Source organism: Chondrinema litorale, from assembly GCF_026250525.1.
In the GTDB taxonomy this organism is placed as follows: Bacteria; Bacteroidota; Bacteroidia; order Cytophagales; family Flammeovirgaceae; genus Chondrinema; species Chondrinema litorale.
In genome coordinates, this window is sequence record NZ_CP111046.1 from 141,241 (window position 1) to 159,655 (window position 18,415).

Sequence of the window (18,415 nt, forward strand, 5' to 3'; positions counted from 1 at the left end):
AAATAAGCCAAAAGGTAATCCCATTTTAGCCATAAGGGTATCCCTTTTAGCCATAAGGTAATCCTATACTAGCCATAATACCCCTCAAAATTTTATTCTGAAAAAAATAGAACTGCCAAAAATTTTTAATAATCGATTAACCTTAGCTAATTTGTATACAAAGATTTAATAACTATGGAAATATTAAGATACCCTGATAACTTACTCAAAATTGAAACTGGTCAGCAAGTAAAGCAATTGCGATTATTTGATGATGATGGGACTCTTAAAAAAGAGTATTCTATTACCATTAATAATTCCATAGAAAGGGTATTAAATCTAAATGAGAAAAACGAAAACCAATATGCAGTTGAGTTTCCTTCTGAAATAGAGTCGAAACTGAGTGAGGATATTAAAAATAAAATATGTCGAGAACTTTCCGGAACAGAAATTAGAGTTTTAACTGCGGTTTTATCACTGGCACAATCTGCCAATGATAGAAATGAGCTCGTTTATATGGAAAAGACTCACCAAGCTTATTTTGAGTTTGATCTGTCTTCTTTTTATTTGGCTAGCGGTATGGATAAAAACAAGCATGGAAAGTTTGCCAAAAAATCTAAAGACTCTATAAATACAGCTTTGTTATCTCTTCATAGAAAAGAATTTTTAATTCCATATCAATATATGGATGGAAAGAAGGAGGTAAGAGGTATTTCAATTGTTCCGCTATTGCAAATTCACGCAGTAGAACAATGGGATGATTTAAGCAACAGAAAAAAGACACAATTATATAAAATGACTGTTTCTGGTATCTTTTTCAATATCAATGAGAAACAGAATTCTTATTTTAATTTACCTGTAAATCTTAATAACAGATTAAGAGAAATAAACCCAGGAAGACCAAATGTAGGTATTGAGCTTTTTATAAAATGTTTATATCAATCTTTACATTGCGCAAAAAGCAATACTATAGAGTATGGTTACAATAAGTTGGTGGAGATAATGAAACTTGAGAAGTATAAAAAGAATAACCACCATAAAAGAATTAAGCCGACAATAGAAAAAGCGTTTAAAACAGCTTTAAAGTTGGGCATCATATTAAAATTTGAAGAAGCAAAATCTAAATACGGAGGATTAAAATATGTGATTACTTTAAACAAGTAATCTAATGAGATACAGTTTATAGAGAGGTTTACGGAAGCCTCTTTTTTTTGTTCATTATTTTAGTATGTACATTTATTATTCAAACAAATTGCTTTCATAACATTTAGCAAAATCTAATAATACCTGCAAAAATATTCGTTTATTGGAGTACAAAGAGCTTAATAAGTTATTAGCTAATCACTTACACTATTAATATTAAAGCTCATTTTTCATTTAAAGCCGTTTTTTAATTATTTTACTCTCTTACTATATCTTTTACACTTGTAATTAGTATTCAATTTTATTGAAAGTTACAGTAAGAATATGTGAAACTGACCTCTTGAGCTAATACATCGATACATATATTACATAGTAATTGTCTTATAAAATAAGACGATGTAAGAAGATAAGATATACAATATTATTAAATTGTAATATTGTATTTACAACACCACTAGCGATAGGTAAATTAACAAAACATTCTCCATCACAATGAAAAAAGTTCTGGTTTTATTAGCTTCTATTTTAATTTTATGTTCTCATGGTTTATTTCTTAAAACCAATGCATATTATTTAGGGACCTATGAAGAAAGTGAGATTTTCCCTTTCAGTTTTACCCATAATGAGCGGGACAATACATTGAACAAAGACCGAATAATACATGCAGAGATTGTTGGGAATGATTATGATTTTATTCCTGATGAAAAAGATTGGTACGATCATGATGATGCCACATATCTAAAATTTGAAACTGGCGCTTCTGGTACTTATGTAGCAGGTATTTCAACTTCTGAGAGAATAATTGAAATGAGTGGAGCAGATTTTAATGATTATTTGGAACACGATGGAGTAATTGATATTTTGGAATCTCGTAAAGAGAAAAATTTGCAAGATGAACCTGTAAAAGAAAAATATGCCAAGCATGTAAAGGCGATAATTCAGGTATCTTACGAAAAAAGTAAGCATTATAAGAAAGTTTTTGGATACCCAGTAGAGTTTGTTCCCGAATCGAATCCATACCTAGCTAAACAAGGAGACGAAATTACTTTTACTCTTTTGAAAAACTCAAAACCATTTGCTAATCATTTAGTGTATTTTGGTAAAAGTATAAAAGCAGAACATGGGCATGGGCATTTTCATGACGATAAAGAAGGCGCAGTAATTACTGATACAAATGGAAAAGTTACCATTAAGGTTGATCACAAAGGCAAATGGTATTTGCGAACAATCGATATGGTTGAAAGTAATCTAGATAACGTGGATTATATTTCTAACTGGGGGACATTAAAATTTGAGATTAGATAGAAGGAAACAGGTTTTAAAAATATATTGAGAGCTGTATAAGTCAAATTATACAGCTTTTTTGGTGAAAAAATTGTTAATTTTGTTGCTTCAAATACTCGCTTTACAAAAGGGATAAACTCAAATCCACTTAGCGAAAAATTAATTTTTAAAACTCAAGACTATCTAATGTTATGTCAATAAGACAACCTTCTGAGATGGAAGGAATGAAAAAAGTAAGCGAAGTAGTTGGAATTGTACTTCGAGAAATGATTAAATACGCCAGCCCAGGAATGACGGCAAAAGCTCTGGACGATTTCGGAGGTTTAATAATGAAACAGTTTGGAGCACAGTCGGCCCCTCAATTAGCCTATAAATTTCCTGGTTTTACTTGCATCAGTGTTAATGAAGAAATTGCACATGGTATACCTTATTCTTCTAAAGTATTAAAAGAAGGAGATTTAGTGAATGTTGATGTTTCTGCAGAACTAGATGGTTATTGGGCAGACAATGGTTGTTCTTTTGTTTTAGGAGAGGATATTAACAACCAACAACATTTGGTAAATGCATCGCGAGATATTTTAACAAAAGCTATCAATAATATTAAAGGTGGAGTGAGAATATCTTCAATTGGAAAATTGATAGAAGACGAAGCTAAAAAAAAGGGTTATAAAGTAATTAGAAACCTAGCTGGCCACGGAGTAGGCTTGAGTCTGCACGAAGAACCAGAAGAAATTCTAAATTGTTACGACAGATTTAATATTAGAAGATTTAAGAAGAACTCTGTTGTTGCAATAGAAACTTTTATTTCAACAAAATCGACTTTTGCACTCAAAACTCGCGATGGTTGGACATTGGTAGGAAACAAGGGAGGATTTGTAGCCCAACACGAACATACTATTGTAGTTACAGACGATAAACCAATCATTCTCACAGAAATGAACGGTATCTGAGTTAAATAGACCTACCCGATAATAAAGTATGCATGCCTTTTATATAAAAGGCATGCATTTTTTGTAATGAAATATATAGCTTTAGTATACACTGTTATCAGGCAAAACCATCTCAAAGTATACATTAAAGCTATTATGATGAAAAGGAAAACATTTATCCGAAACAGCCTAGGCGGAATTATGAGTTTGGGTATTCCATCTTTTTATGCAAATCCAATTAATATTGTTGAGCCAGAACCATTGAAAATTTCATTAGTAAAAGAATTTGTGGGTGCTGGTCATGGTAAAATAGATAAAGTAAAAGAGATGCTTAATGATTATCCTACTTTAATATACAGCAGATACGATTGGGGCAATGGTGATTTTGAAGAAGCAATAGAAGGCGCTGGCCATGTAGGAAACAAAGAAATAGCCAACTATTTAATAGAAAGTGGGGCAAGAGTCAATTTGTTTGTAATGACAATGTTAGGCAAAACTGATCTAGTGAAACCCATCTTAGAAGCTTATCCACAATTGATAAATGCCAAAGGAGCTCACGGTTTTACCTTATTGCACCATGCAAAAGTTGGTGGTGAAAATGCGAAGGATTTGTACGATTATTTAGAAACAAATGGCTTAACAGAGACCAAATTGCCTTTACAATAACAATCTATTCACCTTTTCGATGGGATAAACATCTGCCATTTATCACTATATATCTTCGCTTATATAATCCTTGATTAAATTTTCAGGAATGTTCTCCTAAATGCTTAAATTTATTAGGTGTCAAATTAACTTCCATCAAAAATGATTAAAAATTACCTACTTACCACTATCCGACATCTACTGAGGAACAGATTGTTTTCTTTGATAAACATATCTGGTTTCGCATTAGGCATAATTTGTTTCTTCCTAATTTACATTTATGTAAGTGATGAGTTGAGTTACGATCAGTACCATAGTAAAGCTGATCGGATTTACAGAATAAAGGAGTTTTTTAAAGGGGAAGGAGGAACATATGCAGAACGTTCTTCGAGTTTGCCATTTCCAGTAGCAGAAGCAATTGTAGGTGAGTTTCCAAATTTAGTGGAAGAGGGGGTTAGGTTTTTTAATTTTCAGGCACCAATGCTTTCGGTAGAGTATGAAGCTACCGAAAAAGCCTTTAATGAAAAACGATTTTTCTTTGTTGATGAGAACTATTACAAAGTTTTCGATTTTGAATTAGCTCAAGGAAATCCCGAAAATGCACTTGCAAAACCAAATACAGTGTTAATTACAGAAAATATCGCAAAAAAGTATTTTGGTGAAAACTGGCAACAAGAAAAAGTAATAGGAGAAAGTATAAAATTTCAGGGTGAGTATGATTTAATGATTACAGGTATTCTAAAAGATGCCAGATTAGACTCGCATTTTCAATATGATTTTCTGGCTTCATTTTCAAGTTTGAAACCCATGTTTGGTGGGCATCTTCCGCATAATAATTGGTATTGGAATCCATGCTGGACATACTTATTATTAAAAGAAGGTGTGGATGCCAATCAATTAGAATATCAACTACCTGCTTTTGTAAATAAAGCATTTGATAAAGAATTTAATGCATCCATAGTTTTAGGTCTGCAACAACTTACCGATATACATTTAAACTCAGACCTCGATTTTGAGATACAACCCAATAGCAATATTTCATCCATCTACATTTTTGCAGGTATTGCCATTTTTGTGTTGTTAATTGCTTGCATCAACTTTGTGAATCTATCTACTGCAACTTCCATCCAAAGGGCAAAAGAAGTTGGAATCCGTAAAACTTTAGGAGGGAGAAAACACCAATTAGTATTTCAGTTTTTAACCGAATCTGTACTGATGAGTGCTTTTTCGGTATTTCTCGCTATTGTAAGTATTTCTTTAATTATGCCTTGGTTCAATACTTTTACAGGAAAAGCAGAAGAGATCAATTTGCTAAATGAGCCTGTATTGTTGATGGGTGTAATCATATTTACAGTTTGTATCGGTGTAATATCTGGTTTTTATCCAGCCATGATATTATCCAGCTTTAAACCTATAACGATACTTAAATCTTTAAAAGCGGATAACAAAGGTGCCATATTCAGAAAGTTATTGGTTACGCTTCAGTTTGTGGTTTCTATCATTTTGATTATTGGAACATTTGTGGCAATTAAACAACTCAGATACCTTCAATCAACAGACACCGGTTTTCAACAAGAAAATATTGTAATGGTTCCTGTGTTGAGAACACCAATGGCCGATTTTTACGAAACTTATAAAGAGGAAGTTTTAAAGCATAATAGCGTAAAGTCGGTAACCGCACTTGAAGAGATTTTAGGAGCAAAGCATCAAGGAGGTAATTACCAATTTGAAGGAATGACTGAATCTCAGCTTTTCTCCAGACTATGTATTCGCCATGATTTTTTGGAGACTTTTGATATTAATTTATTAGCCGGTAGAGCTTATTCAATGGATATGAAACAAGATCATACTTATTCCTTGATGATTAATAAAAAACTTGCTGAAACACAAGGTTGGTTACCCGAAGAAGCGATAGGTAAAAGTTTTGATTTGGGTAAAGTGAAAGGCAATGTTATTGGCGTAGTAGACGATTTCCACTTTACATCTCGCCACAAACCAATTACACCATTGGTATTGGATTTAGATGTGAGACCGGGGGCATTTAATCTTTTTATAAAATACATGGCAATTCGTGTTGATGATCAAGACATGGCAAAAACACTAGGCTATTTGCAAAATGAGTGGGAAAAGATAATTCCGGGAAGACCTTTTGAATACTTCTTCCTCGATCAGAATTTACAACAACTCTACGAATCAGAAGAGAAGTTAAGCAGCATTGCTGGTATCTTTGCAATAATTGCAATTATAGTTGCATCATTAGGTTTGTTGGGTCTTTCTGCATATATGACCGAACAACGCAAAAAAGAAATTAGCATTAGAAAAGTGCTAGGTAGTTCTATCTGGCAAGTAATCATTTTGCTAAGTGGCAATTTTATGAATCTCATTTTAATTGCTTTTGTAATCGCCTGTCCTTTGGCGTACTTTGGTTTAGACTTCTGGTTAAATCAGTTTGCCTATCGGGTTGATATAGAATTTATCTATTTTGTATATGCGGGCTTGGCAGTTTTATTTTTTGCTTTTCTTACTATTTCTGTCCAAACTATCAGAACAGCTTATATAAATCCTGCATATATGCTTAAAGACGATTAAATACCGAAATTTAAGTCCTTTTTCAGTAAGACTTTTTCCTTTCACAGCAGAAGTAATAAATTAAATTACCTGAAGAACTATTTTTCTTGTAATTTTCTGGTTTAAAAACTAACACTTCCCAAATGAAAGTAAAAGACTTACTGATTGTTACAATTTTAATATCATCACTCACTCTGTTCTCTTGTGAAACAGAAGTGAAAGATGTACCACCTCCAGCACCATCTAGTGTAATCCCAACTGAATCTCAGGTTGAATATCAACAAATGGAAATGATTGGTTTCATCCATTTTACGGTAAACACATTTACTGATAAAGAATGGGGAATGGGAGATGAAGATATCTCTATATTTAATCCTTCTGAATTAGATACAGAACAGTGGGTAAAAGTAGCGAAAGAAGCTGGCTTAAAAGAATTGATCTTAACAGCTAAACACCACGATGGTTTTTGCTTATGGCCTTCTGCATATACCGAACATTCTGTGAAAAACAGTCCATACAAAGATGGCAAAGGTGACATTGTAAAAGAATTTACTGATGCATGTAAAAAATATGGGATCAAAGCTGGGCTTTACCTTTCTCCTTGGGATAGAAACCATGCTGATTACGGAAAGCCAGAATACATAGAGTATTACAGAAACCAGTTAACAGAATTACTTACAAATTATGGAGATATCAGCGAAATCTGGTTTGATGGTGCAAATGGCGGAGATGGTTATTATGGCGGTGCCAACGAAGAGCGCAGAATCGATAAATTGACTTATTACGATTGGGATAATACCATTGCTCTAGTTAAAAAGCTTCAGCCCAATATATTAGTCTTTTCTGATGCAGGACCTGACATCCACTGGATCGGTAATGAAAAAGGTTTTGCTGGCGAAACTTTCTGGTCTACTATAGATAAGAGTAAATTGGTTATTGGAGGTTCAGAATCTGCATACCTCAATGCTGGCGATCCGAATGGAAACTCTTGGATAGTAGGGCAGTGCGATGTGTCTATTCGTCCGGGCTGGTTTTACCATGCTAAAGAAGACGATGAGGTAAAAACACCAGAACACTTATTAGATATTTATTATAAATCTGTTGGTAGAAATGCTATTCTTTTACTCAACTTACCACCAGATAGAAGAGGCTTACTTCATGAAAATGATGTTAAAAACCTCAATACCTTTAAGCAAATGAGAGATCAGATTTTTGATGATAATTTGGCTAAAGGAAAAGAAGCAACAGCCGATACTTATTGGGGTTCGCATCCAGACTATGCTGCTTCTAAAATTACCGATGGAAGTTTTGATACTTATTGGGCTGCTGAACAAGGTAAAAAAGTAGCTACTCTTAATTTAGATTTAGGTGCAGAAACAAGTTTCGACCATTTGGTATTACAAGAGTATACACCACTTGGACAAAGAGTAAGCAGTTTTACAGTTTATGCGCAAGATGGAGAAAGCTGGAAAGAGATTACAGGAGGTACAACTATTGGCCTTAAAAGAATATTAACTTTCTCCGAAGTTTCAGCATCAAAATTAAAACTTGAACTAGAAACTACTGGCGATGTACCAACTATTGCAGAATGGGCAATTTACAATGCTGAATAAAAGGATGCCTAAGTAGCATCTATTTTGATTCGAGAAGCAACTTATATTTATCAAAAGGCAACAATTAATTGTTGCCTTTTTTATGGCTACTTCCCTTTTTCCCTAAATCCCTATTGCTAATCAGAAAGTAATTATACCCTAAAAAAAGTACATCAAATTATTTAAATGATGAAAGTAAAGCACCATGAAGGGTAATAAAAGATGATTAGGATTGAAAAATATCTCCATTTTATTGGGTGCTTAATTAAATATAATCTACATTCAGTACTAATAATTAGTGTTTTAGTAGATTGAACACTGTATTTTTTTAGATGGATGACTAATTTGAGAGTTAATCCATTTTTTGAATATGAAAATAGAAAACCGATTTATTTGATGAAACAAGTGAGAAGTGGTGTGCTGATATTAACCGCACTTCTTTTTTTTGGCTGCAAAGAAGATACACCTAAAAGTAAAAAACCAGAAGCTACATTTCCGATGAAAACGATTGTGTTGGATGATCTCAGCACTTTCAAAGATCCGGGGCAAAACTGGCAAGTTACCGGTAATGTATACGCTAACCGAAATCAGGAGCAGTCTTTAGAACCTGAAAGTGGAAATGGAATTTTGGTAAACCTGCCGAACGAAAGTCAACATGAAAACCTATTTACCAATTTTGAGCATACCGATCTAGATATTGAACTAGACGTGATGATGCCGAAAAATTCAAATTCAGGTATTTATTTGATGAGTCGGTACGAAGTTCAGCTTTTCGATAGTTGGGGAGTAGACCAACCACAACACAGTGATATCGGAGGTATTTATGAACGCTGGGATGATAGTAAACCAGAAGGAGAAAATGGATTTGAAGGAATCGCTCCAAAAATAAATGCGGCAAAAGCACCGGGTTTATGGCAGCATTTAAACATCGTTTTTCAAGCTCCAAGATTTGATAGCAATGGAAAGAAAATTAAAAATGCTGTTTTTAAAGAAGTTTATTTAAATGGGACACTTATTCAGAAAGATGCAGAAGTAAGTGGGCCAACCCGAGCTGCTGCCTTTCAAAATGAAGTTGCTTCAGCACCTTTGATGATTCAAGGAGATCATGGACCCGTGGCTTTTAGAAACATCAAATACAAATCGTACAATGGGCATCAAGTAAGTTTGCAGAATATCACCTTAAAACAATATGCAAGTACAGGTGATACCTTAGGAGATTTTTTATCGCAACAACCCACTCAAAATATACAAACAGATACTATTTCTTATACTCAAGCTTCCGAAGGAGAGAAGTATCTTTTGTATTATGAAGGAGAAATGACGCTTCCAGATGATGCTAGTTATATTTTTTCGATGCGCATGCATGGTGGGGGTTTTCTTATTGTTGGGGAAGATACTTTATTGAATGCCGTTGGCGATCATGATTTTGCTGAAATGTTCTATATGAAGAAGAGCTTGAAAGCAGGTACTTATCCTTTCAAGTTTGTTTATAATAAATTCGATGATTGGTGGCGAAGAGGGATGGCATTGTATGTAGAAAGTGAAAACACAGCTAAGCAAACTTTAAATGCACCAAGTTCAATTTTTATAGTAAAACCAGATTCTCCCATCATCATTCCTGCCGAAAAAGTAGTTACGCAAAGGAGCTTTATTATGCATAAAGATATTAAAAGAACACACGTAATTTCAGTGGGTACACCTTATCATATTCATTATTCTTATGATATGAGTACGGGTACATTTTTACAAGCTTGGCAAGGAGATTTTCTAAATGTTTCAGACATGTGGTACCAAAGAGGTGAGCCTCAATTAGCAGAAACATTAGGACCGAAAACAGAATTTTATGCAGGGCCAGCAGTAGCAAAATTGGAAAGTGAAAATACACTTTGGCCAGATACAATTTGGTTGGATAAACCTTACAGACATTTGGGCTACACGTTGGATAATGAAGGTTATCCAGAGTTTAAAATGAATATTGGTGAAACACTGATGACAGATAAGATTTTGCCCGATTCAGATTCGCATAAATTTACCCGTACAATTAAGATCGAACATGCAGATGCTAAAACTTATGTGAAGCTTGCTGAAGGTAAAGAAATTGAAAAACTGCCCGATGGCACATATGCAATTAACGATAAGGAATATTACTTGGCAATGAGCGAACCCGATAAAGAATTATTAGTGCGAAAAGTGGGAGGCAAGCAAGAGCTACTTTACAAGGTAGAAGGAGAAAGCAGTGACATTATTTATGAAACAATTTGGTAAATAAAGAAATGAAATTGAATATCAAGAATTACTACAAACGTACGCTGCAATTTATTGGATTGATGTTATTAATCCCTCAACTAAACTTTGCAGGTGAAAACCTAAATTTTGTAATAACTGACCCTACTGATACACTGGAAGAAGCAAAATATTATAAAATTGTTTCGGTGCCGATTCCAGAAGATATTATGCTAGAAGTAGGCGGCTTGTCTTTAACTGATAAAGGACAATTGGGTGTTTCAACCCGAAGAGGAGAGATTTGGTTAATAGACAAACCTTACAGCAAAAACCCGACTTATAAAAGATTTGCTTCTGGTTTACATGAGCCATTGGGTTTGGCATATAAAGACAATGGATTTTTTCTTTCTCAGAGGAGTGAGTTGAGCCGAATCGAAGATAGTAATGGCGATGGTGAAGCAGATGTTTTTAAAACCATTTATTCTTGGCCACTGTCTGGTAACTATCACGATTATTCATATGGGCCAGTAATTTTACCCAACGATGATATGCTCGTTACCTTAAACCTTTCATGGATTGGTTATGGGGAAAGCTTGGTAAAGTGGCGTGGTTGGATGCTCAAAATTACTCCCGAAGGTGAGATGACACCCATCGCAACAGGCTTGCGCTCTCCATCAGGGTTTGATGTAAACAAAGATGGAGATATCTTTTATACAGAGAATCAAGGTGACTGGGTAGGCTCAGGTCGAATGACACATTTAGAAGTTGGTGACTTTGCTGGTAATCCGGCTGGCTTACGCTGGACAGACGATCCGGCATCACCACTTAAACTCAAAAAAGATCAAATACCAGATAAGGGCATCACTATGTATGAGGCAGCTCAATTTGTGCCTGAATTAAAAATTCCTGCCATCTGGTTTCCACATACTTTAATGGGAATTTCCACCTCTGGATTTATTACCGATAATACTGGCGGCAAGTTTGGTCCTTTTGAAGGGCAAATGTTTGTGGGTGACCAAGGCCATAGCAAAATTATGCGGGTGTATATGGAGAAAGTGAATGGAGTATATCAAGGAGCTTGCTTCCCATTTAGAGAAGGGTTTTCATCTGGTTTGTTAAGAATGATTTGGGGTGAAGATGGTTCCGTTTTCGTAGGCATGACTAGCAGAGGTTGGTCTTCAACCGGACCAGAATTGTTCGGTTTGCAAAGATTGGTTTGGACAGGAAAAACGCCTTTTGAAATTAAAACCATGAGTGCTTTAGCAGATGGTTTTGAACTCACCTTTACGCAGGCAGTAGATAAGAAATTAGCGGCTGATCCATCATCTTATAACATGACGAGTTTCAATTACCATTACCATAGTACATATGGTAGTGATATTATCGAAAAGCAAAATTGTCACATAACCAAAGCCACAGTTTCTGAAGATGGTATGAAAGTGAAACTGGAAGTTCATGGTTTGCGAAAAGGCTACATCCACGAAATAAAATCGACAGTAAAATCAGCAGGAGGTAATCCACTTTTACACAATGTTGGCTACTATACTTTAAATGATGTTCCCGGTGGTAAAATTCTAACCGGCGGAATGGATATATCGATGGCTAAAACCTCATCAGGTAGTAATACAAAAAGTGCCAAAAGAGTAACCGAAATGCCAGAGTCTTGGACAGACGGACCAGAAGTAACTTTGTCTTTAGGTACTAAGCCGGGTTTATTATTCAATACAAAAACACTGGAAGTAAAAGCAGGAAGCAAAGTATCTATCACCTTTAGTAACAATGATGATATGTTGCATAATCTGGTAATTACTAAACCGGGTGATGCCATTGACGAAGTTGCAAAATTGGCTGAAAATCTGGGCTTAGATGGGCCTGATAAAAACTATGTGCCAGATACAGATAAGGTGTTATTCCACAGTAATATCCTTCAACCTGAATCATCGGAAACTATTTATTTCACGGCACCAACCGAACCGGGCGAATATAGATACGTGTGTACTTTCCCTGGGCACTCTTATACCATGAGAGGAACATTGATTGTGAAATAGCTAAGTTCTTTAGCTTTTTACTCGACATTGGATAACAGTTTTATACAATTGAATATTAAGGCTATATTTAGTTGTAAAATCTATAAAATAACGGAAGTGAAAAAAACTATCTCAGGATTATTCCTACTATTAACGATGCTGACAGCTTGTAACAAAGAAGTTGCGGAAACTCAGAAAGAAGAACAACAAACTGAAATAACTTATCAAACTACTGGCAGTATTGAGCGATTAAGTGAAAAACTGGATGCACTTATTTCTAAAGATGCAAAGCTCGAAATACTGGCATCTGGATTCAATTGGTCTGAAGGTCCGCTGTGGTTAGAGAGTGAAAATAAGTTGATTTTTTCTGATGTGCCAGAAAACAAAATTTACCAATGGTCACCCGGAGATACAACTGCTAGTTTGTATTTGGAACCATCTGGTTATACAGGAACAGCAGTACATGGTGGTGAAATGGGTGCAAATGGATTAATTCTCGATGCTGATAATCACTTAATTCTTTGCCAGCATGGTAATCGCCAATTGGCTCGAATGGTTTCGCCGATTACTCAACCTTCATCCGACTTTGAACCAATTGCCAATAACTGGGAAGGTAAGAAATTTAATAGTCCGAATGATGTGGTTTTAAGCAAGAAGGGTATTTATTATTTTACCGATCCACCATATGGATTGCCAAAATTAGCAGAAGGAATGGAGGGTGATCCTTTAGAAAATAACCCGGCAAGAGAGATTCCTTTTGAGGGAGTTTATAGTGTGAAAGATGGAGAAGTAGAATTGCAGTCTAATGAGCTAGACAGACCCAATGGTATTTTACTTTCTCCTGACGAATCTAAGATTTATGTAGCCAATTCTGATCCCAAGCGACCTATTTGGATGGTTTATGATTTAAGTGAAGAAGGCAATTTTATTAATGAAAGAGTATTTTTTGATGCAAGTGAATTAGCCAAGCAAGCTCCCGGAATGCCCGATGGAATGAAAGCAGATGATAAAGGAAATTTGTTTGCAACTGGTCCCGGTGGCGTATTGGTTTTCACACCCGAAGGCGAACATTTGGGAACAATAAAAACGAGTGTTGCAACTGCCAACTGTGCTTTTAATGCAGACTATTCTGTATTATACATTACCGCCGACATGCATTTAATGAGATTGGTATTGAAGCCTTAATATTGATAGTTATTAGTATTGGTTTTTAGAATTAAGTATGAAGCACATCAATAAATCAAAACTGCGGAAAATAAGTATCGATAATGAAATTTATTTGTGGAAAGCTGGACATTACCACTTAACAGAGTTTAAACATTCTAAATGTGCTGAAAAGGTTACCGTCTATTTGGAGGGTTTTAAAAACGCTCCTCTTAATCTTCTGTTTAGGGAAGAAGATAATGATGAAAACAGCATACAAAAATGGATTGTTGGTTATCCTAACACTGGGATAATATGGCTTTTTATAGAAAACGATTCCAACAAACCACAAACTGAAAGTGTGAGCATTAACTTAAATCGACCAGCTGTTATAAGAAAAATTATTGAATATTTTAGTTCGAATGGATGGAGCCCAAAAACATCTAATAAACCATTTATAGTATCTAATGGATTAGAACTTTTAGATAAGATTGATTTCCCCAATGGGATAAAATAGACAAATCTTAGAGATTAAATTTTAATAAGTATTTTTCCAATTTTGATCTGCTTTCTTTTTCAGATTGGCTTCATCTGTATTCCAATCTTTTAAAGTATTATTAAAAAAGAAGTTGTAAAACAGATAGAGTTTACCATCGGTGATTTTAAAAGTTTCAGGATCAACTTTTACTTTGCTGCCATCTAGCCCCATCGCATAAGCGCACCAACCACCATATTGAGGTTCATATTTTTCGGGTGTTTTTAGAAATGTGTCTTTGTTTTTTTCAGAAGAGAAAAGATAGGGAATGCCTTTGTAATTGGTCTGAAAATTTTTTGAACCCTTTACAGCTTTGCTTTCAGTAAAGTAGGCTACCGGATCGTAACCCTGAATGGCATATTCTTTTTCCAGATTAAAATTTGATTTTCTATCAGATTCATTCTGTGCCATTAGATTGAAGCCCAACAGCATAAAACAAAGCTGCAAGCTCATGATAATACTATACTTGATCATCTAAAATACTAGGGTTAAATGGAAGACAAATGATGTTATCAAAGCACTAACCTAATTTGAGAGCTTTAGGTTTCAATGTAACTATTTGCTTTCAAGTTTAGCCATATTTTAGCAATGTAGTATTATATTTAAATTGTATGAGTAATTCATCAATAATGAAAATGAAGTTATGAAGGAAATAGAATTACCTAAGTTCAATGAAACATTTAATCCAATATTAAATATTTTAAGTGATGGTCAGGTAATACATCATAGAGATTTATTAAAGAAAGTTGTAGAGAAATATTATTCAGACCTTCCTAATGAACTTTTAGAAAAAGAGACAAAAACAGGTGAAAAATTAATTCTTAATCGAATAGCTTGGGGAAAGTCTTATTTGAAAAAAGGTGGTTTTTTAATGTATCCAAAGAGAGGGATGGTACAAATAACTGATAAAGGACTAAATCAAAATGGTCAATTAAGTTTGAAAGATGTTGAGGGGGATTTATTTAATTTTTATGATCAAGAAAAGAATAAAGGTATTACAAAGGATACTGAGATAAAAGATTCTACTCCTCAAGATTTAATTGATAAGGGGTTTCAAGAAATTGAAGAACAAGTTAAAAGTGAATTATTAGATAAGCTAAAAAGTATAGATCCCTTTTATTTTGAAAAAGTAATTCTTCAACTTCTGAAAAGAATGGGGTATGGAGATTTTATTGAAACTTCCAAAACTGGTGATGGTGGTATAGATGGGATTATTAACGAAGATAAATTAGGCTTAGATAAGATATATATTCAAGCTAAAAGATATAATGAGAATAAGGTTAGAGAAAAAGATATAAGAAATTTTATCGGTGCAATGAGTGGAGATACAACTAAAGGTGTTTTTGTAACTACTTCTGCGTTTGATAATGGTGCGGTGAAAAAAGCTCGTGAAGCTCATCATACAATTATTCTCATTGATGGTAATAAGTTAGTAGATCTAATGCATGAGTATAATGTGGGAATACAGATTAAATCAATTTACGAAGTAAAAGAGTTAGATGAGGACTTTTTTGAGGGGCAATAATAGTGAAAAAGTGTATTTAAAAGTAATTAAACTTAATATCAATCTAAAAAAATTGCAAACAAAATATAAACTTGTCGATTCATCATTTCCAGGAAAAGAAGTTTCAGAATGGTATATATTTCTTTTTCCAAGTATAATTGTACTAGTCACACTTTCTCTTATAAATTTTTATAGTCCTCCAAACTGGAAAACCCCTTTAGTATTCCTGGTGTTAGGTTTTGTATTATTTGATGCTTCTTACTGTTTTACTCGAACTTTATATAGTGATTGGGTAAGTAAAAAACATATTGTTGGTTTTGTTTTGATGAGTGAAACTTCTATTGAAGTGCATCAGAATGACAGAGAACTAATTATTGATAACCCCTCAATTAGAGGAATGAATTTAAATAGCAATTATATTCGAGGCAAAAAATACAAGAGAGGCATGAGGCATAATGGATTGTGTACATTAGTTATAAATCCGTTAGAAACTGACGAAAAAGTACTGAAAATCTTAATAGAAAATGATACACAATATGAGGTTTTGAAATCTTTTCTAAAGATTCTTTACAAAGAAAAAATCAATATTAAAGAAACAATTTTTTGAAGGTATAAAACGGTATTGTTGGAATAGAACCATTTATTTTAAATTTTCAAAATTACTTCGAAAAAACATGGCAATTGCCTACTATATTGAGAATAATCACTAACTTTATTACCCTCCCACCCAAAACAAAAGAAAATTAACAGAATTTGCCGTTTTACTGGCATAATCTTCCATATATGGCTTATAAAAGCAAAAAAATTAAAACAAATTCGGGATTTTGTTTAATCTATACATTGTTTTTGTGTAATTTTATGCGAGGCTTAACTACTGGAACAAATTATGAAAAAAATACCCCCAAAAGGTATCATAAACAAGCAACTTTCGATCAAACTCACCGAGGCAGAATTAAACCGTTTCAAAGCTTTTTGCAAGGTATTAGACATGAGTTACTCTGATGTTTTTAGAGCTATGTGTAATCAAATTATAAAAAAGGAAACGCGCAAAAGAGGAATCGATCTTAAAGCTCACGAGCCTGAAATTATCTTCAATCCCTGTAAATTCGAACCAGCTCAACTGGATATTTTTAAAGATTTTATTTTTCAGGAAAGCAAAACGCTCACCCGAAGAATGGGTTCGAATATCAATTCTGAAGAGCAGCACTAATTTATTTTGCTGTTCCATTTATTTTCATTAAGTATGAAGTAAAATGTAGGTAGAAACTCAAATCTACCATAAACCTTTTATTCCGAAAAAATTAAGACAAATGAAAGCATTATTTATCGGCGGCTCTGGCAATATTAGTACACCTGTAAGCAAACTGGCAATTGAGAGAGGGGTAGAATTGTACCATCTGAACAGAGGAACAAGAAAGGTAGAAATTCCTGGTGTAAAAGTAATAAAAGGTGATATTACTAAGAAAGATGAAGTAGCTGCTGCTATTGCGGGTCATGAGTGGGATGTGGTGGTGAACTGGATTGCTTTTACCAAAGAAGATATTTTACGCGACTACGAATTGTTTAAAGACAATTGCAAACAATATATTTTTATCAGCTCGGCTTCGGCATACCAGAAACCATTAACGCATCCGGTAATTACTGAGAGTACACCACTTAAAAATCCTTACTGGCAGTATTCAAGAGATAAAATTAGTTGTGAGGAAACTTTAGAATCTCTTTACAGAGAGCATGATTTTCCGATGACTATCGTGCGACCATCTTTAACTTACGATACTGTAATTCCTGTAGCAATTGGTAGTTGGGACGATTACACCATTATAGACCGAATGAAAAAAGGCAAGCCAGTTATTATTCATGGTGATGGTAGTTCTCTTTGGACAATTACACATGCGCGTGATTTTGCAGTAGGATTTATAGGTTTAATGGGACACCAACAAGCTTTGGGTCAACCTTTCCATATTACTTCAGATGAGTTATTAACTTGGAATCAGATATACGAAGCTGTGGCAAATGCAGCAGGTGTGCCGTTGAATGCTATTCACATTGCATCAGATTTTATTAGCGAAGCAGCTAAAAAGTTAGATTGGTGTAGTATGGGAGGCGATTTTATGTTGGGTAATCTACAAGGAGACAAAGCTGTAAGTACCATATTCGATAATACAAAGATCAAAACTTTTGTGCCTGAGTTCAACGCAACTACTACTTTTAAAAAGGGTATAAAAGAAACTGTGGAATGGTTTGAGGCTGACCCATCTCGCATGGTAATCCGTGAAGAGAACAATCGATTTATGGATGCCATAATCGAGGCATATCAGGCTGGTTAAACAATGTATAGCAGTGAGGAGCTATGTTGCAAGAATTTAAATTGTCAGATTTTCACTTGTTACAAGAATGGGTAACCAGTAGCGAATTACTTTTTAGGTTTGGCGGCAGCACTTTTCAGTATCCATTAACCGAAGAACAGATTCAAACTTACCTAATAGTACATCCTGATCGGAAGTTTTATATAGATTATTTAGAAGAAGGCAGACCTTATGCTTTCGGAGAGATTATTCCTCAAGATAATGATTCTGTTCGATTAGGTAGACTTTTAATTGGGAACCCTACCGAGCGAGGTAAGGGCTTAGGAGTAAAATTTGTTAATGCTTTATTAAAAGAAGCAAAAAGCCATTTTAAAGTAAATTCTGTAGATTTATTTGTAATTAAGGGCAATACTGCGGCTATAAGCTGTTACCATAAAGTAGGCTTTAGTTTTACTGAAGATGCACCATTTATTCTTTCGCACGAAGGCAAAGATTTTTTTATATTAAAAATGAACATTCTATTAAGCTAAATTCAGA

General features: G+C 34.3%; 16 protein-coding genes. 15 read left to right on the top strand and 1 reads right to left on the bottom strand.

The features are described from left to right. Positions 1-174: 174 nt before the first annotated feature. From OQ292_RS25500 to OQ292_RS25545, 10 genes are all read left to right on the top strand, one after another. On the top strand, positions 175-1,143 hold the full coding sequence (locus OQ292_RS25500) for a hypothetical protein (RefSeq protein WP_284687011.1): 969 nt from the start codon (positions 175-177) through the stop codon (positions 1,141-1,143). Between the two features lie 471 nt (positions 1,144-1,614). Next, positions 1,615-2,427, top strand: a complete 813-nt coding sequence (locus OQ292_RS25505) for a DUF4198 domain-containing protein (RefSeq protein ID WP_284687012.1) — start codon at positions 1,615-1,617, stop codon at positions 2,425-2,427. Between the two features lie 170 nt (positions 2,428-2,597). Further along, positions 2,598-3,356 carry a type I methionyl aminopeptidase gene (gene map / locus OQ292_RS25510; protein WP_284687013.1) on the top strand — a complete coding sequence of 253 codons (759 nt, stop codon included), beginning with the start codon at positions 2,598-2,600 and terminating at the stop codon, positions 3,354-3,356. Positions 3,357-3,491: 135 nt separating this feature from the next. Next, complete coding sequence (locus OQ292_RS25515; RefSeq protein ID WP_284687014.1) at positions 3,492-4,001, top strand: ankyrin repeat domain-containing protein; 510 nt, start codon at positions 3,492-3,494, stop codon at positions 3,999-4,001. 141 nt (positions 4,002-4,142) lie between these two features. Continuing rightward, on the top strand, positions 4,143-6,569 hold the full coding sequence (locus tag OQ292_RS25520; protein ID WP_284687015.1) for an ABC transporter permease: 2,427 nt from the start codon (positions 4,143-4,145) through the stop codon (positions 6,567-6,569). A 122-nt stretch (positions 6,570-6,691) separates the two neighbouring features. Continuing rightward, on the top strand, positions 6,692-8,161 hold the full coding sequence (locus OQ292_RS25525; RefSeq protein WP_284687016.1) for an alpha-L-fucosidase: 1,470 nt from the start codon (positions 6,692-6,694) through the stop codon (positions 8,159-8,161). A gap of 375 nt (positions 8,162-8,536) precedes the next feature. Next, entirely contained in the window at positions 8,537-10,405 is a 1,869-nt protein-coding gene (locus OQ292_RS25530) for a 3-keto-disaccharide hydrolase (RefSeq protein WP_284687017.1), read from the top strand. An 8-nt stretch (positions 10,406-10,413) separates the two neighbouring features. Beyond that, the gene (locus tag OQ292_RS25535) at positions 10,414-12,411 is read left to right on the top strand and encodes a plastocyanin/azurin family copper-binding protein (RefSeq protein WP_284687018.1); all 1,998 of its coding nucleotides are present in this window, start codon (positions 10,414-10,416) and stop codon (positions 12,409-12,411) included. A gap of 96 nt (positions 12,412-12,507) precedes the next feature. After that, positions 12,508-13,575 (top strand): SMP-30/gluconolactonase/LRE family protein, encoded by a 1,068-nt coding sequence (locus OQ292_RS25540; RefSeq protein ID WP_284687019.1) that lies wholly within the window; start codon positions 12,508-12,510, stop codon positions 13,573-13,575. A 37-nt stretch (positions 13,576-13,612) separates the two neighbouring features. After that, positions 13,613-14,050: a hypothetical protein gene (locus tag OQ292_RS25545; RefSeq protein ID WP_284687020.1), complete on the top strand. Its 438-nt coding sequence runs from the start codon at positions 13,613-13,615 to the stop codon at positions 14,048-14,050. A gap of 21 nt (positions 14,051-14,071) precedes the next feature. Here OQ292_RS25545 and OQ292_RS25550 read toward each other — a convergent pair whose 3' ends face one another. Then, on the bottom strand, positions 14,072-14,542 hold the full coding sequence (locus OQ292_RS25550; RefSeq protein WP_284687021.1) for a YHS domain-containing (seleno)protein: 471 nt from the start codon (positions 14,540-14,542) through the stop codon (positions 14,072-14,074). 169 nt (positions 14,543-14,711) lie between these two features. Between OQ292_RS25550 and OQ292_RS25555 the strand changes: the two genes are divergently transcribed. The 5 genes from OQ292_RS25555 (at position 14,712) to OQ292_RS25575 (ending at position 18,408) form a co-directional block, all read left to right on the top strand. Then, positions 14,712-15,593: a restriction endonuclease gene (locus OQ292_RS25555; RefSeq protein ID WP_284687022.1), complete on the top strand. Its 882-nt coding sequence runs from the start codon at positions 14,712-14,714 to the stop codon at positions 15,591-15,593. 52 nt (positions 15,594-15,645) lie between these two features. After that, a complete protein-coding gene (locus OQ292_RS25560; protein ID WP_284687023.1) occupies positions 15,646-16,179 on the top strand; it encodes a hypothetical protein in 534 nt (177 codons plus the stop codon). A gap of 279 nt (positions 16,180-16,458) precedes the next feature. Then, entirely contained in the window at positions 16,459-16,782 is a 324-nt protein-coding gene (locus OQ292_RS25565) for a hypothetical protein (RefSeq protein ID WP_284687024.1), read from the top strand. A 100-nt stretch (positions 16,783-16,882) separates the two neighbouring features. Then, a complete protein-coding gene (locus OQ292_RS25570) occupies positions 16,883-17,899 on the top strand; it encodes an SDR family oxidoreductase (RefSeq protein WP_284687025.1) in 1,017 nt (338 codons plus the stop codon). 23 nt (positions 17,900-17,922) lie between these two features. Beyond that, positions 17,923-18,408, top strand: a complete 486-nt coding sequence (locus tag OQ292_RS25575) for a GNAT family N-acetyltransferase (protein ID WP_284687026.1) — start codon at positions 17,923-17,925, stop codon at positions 18,406-18,408. The last annotated feature ends 7 nt before the right edge of the window (positions 18,409-18,415 follow it).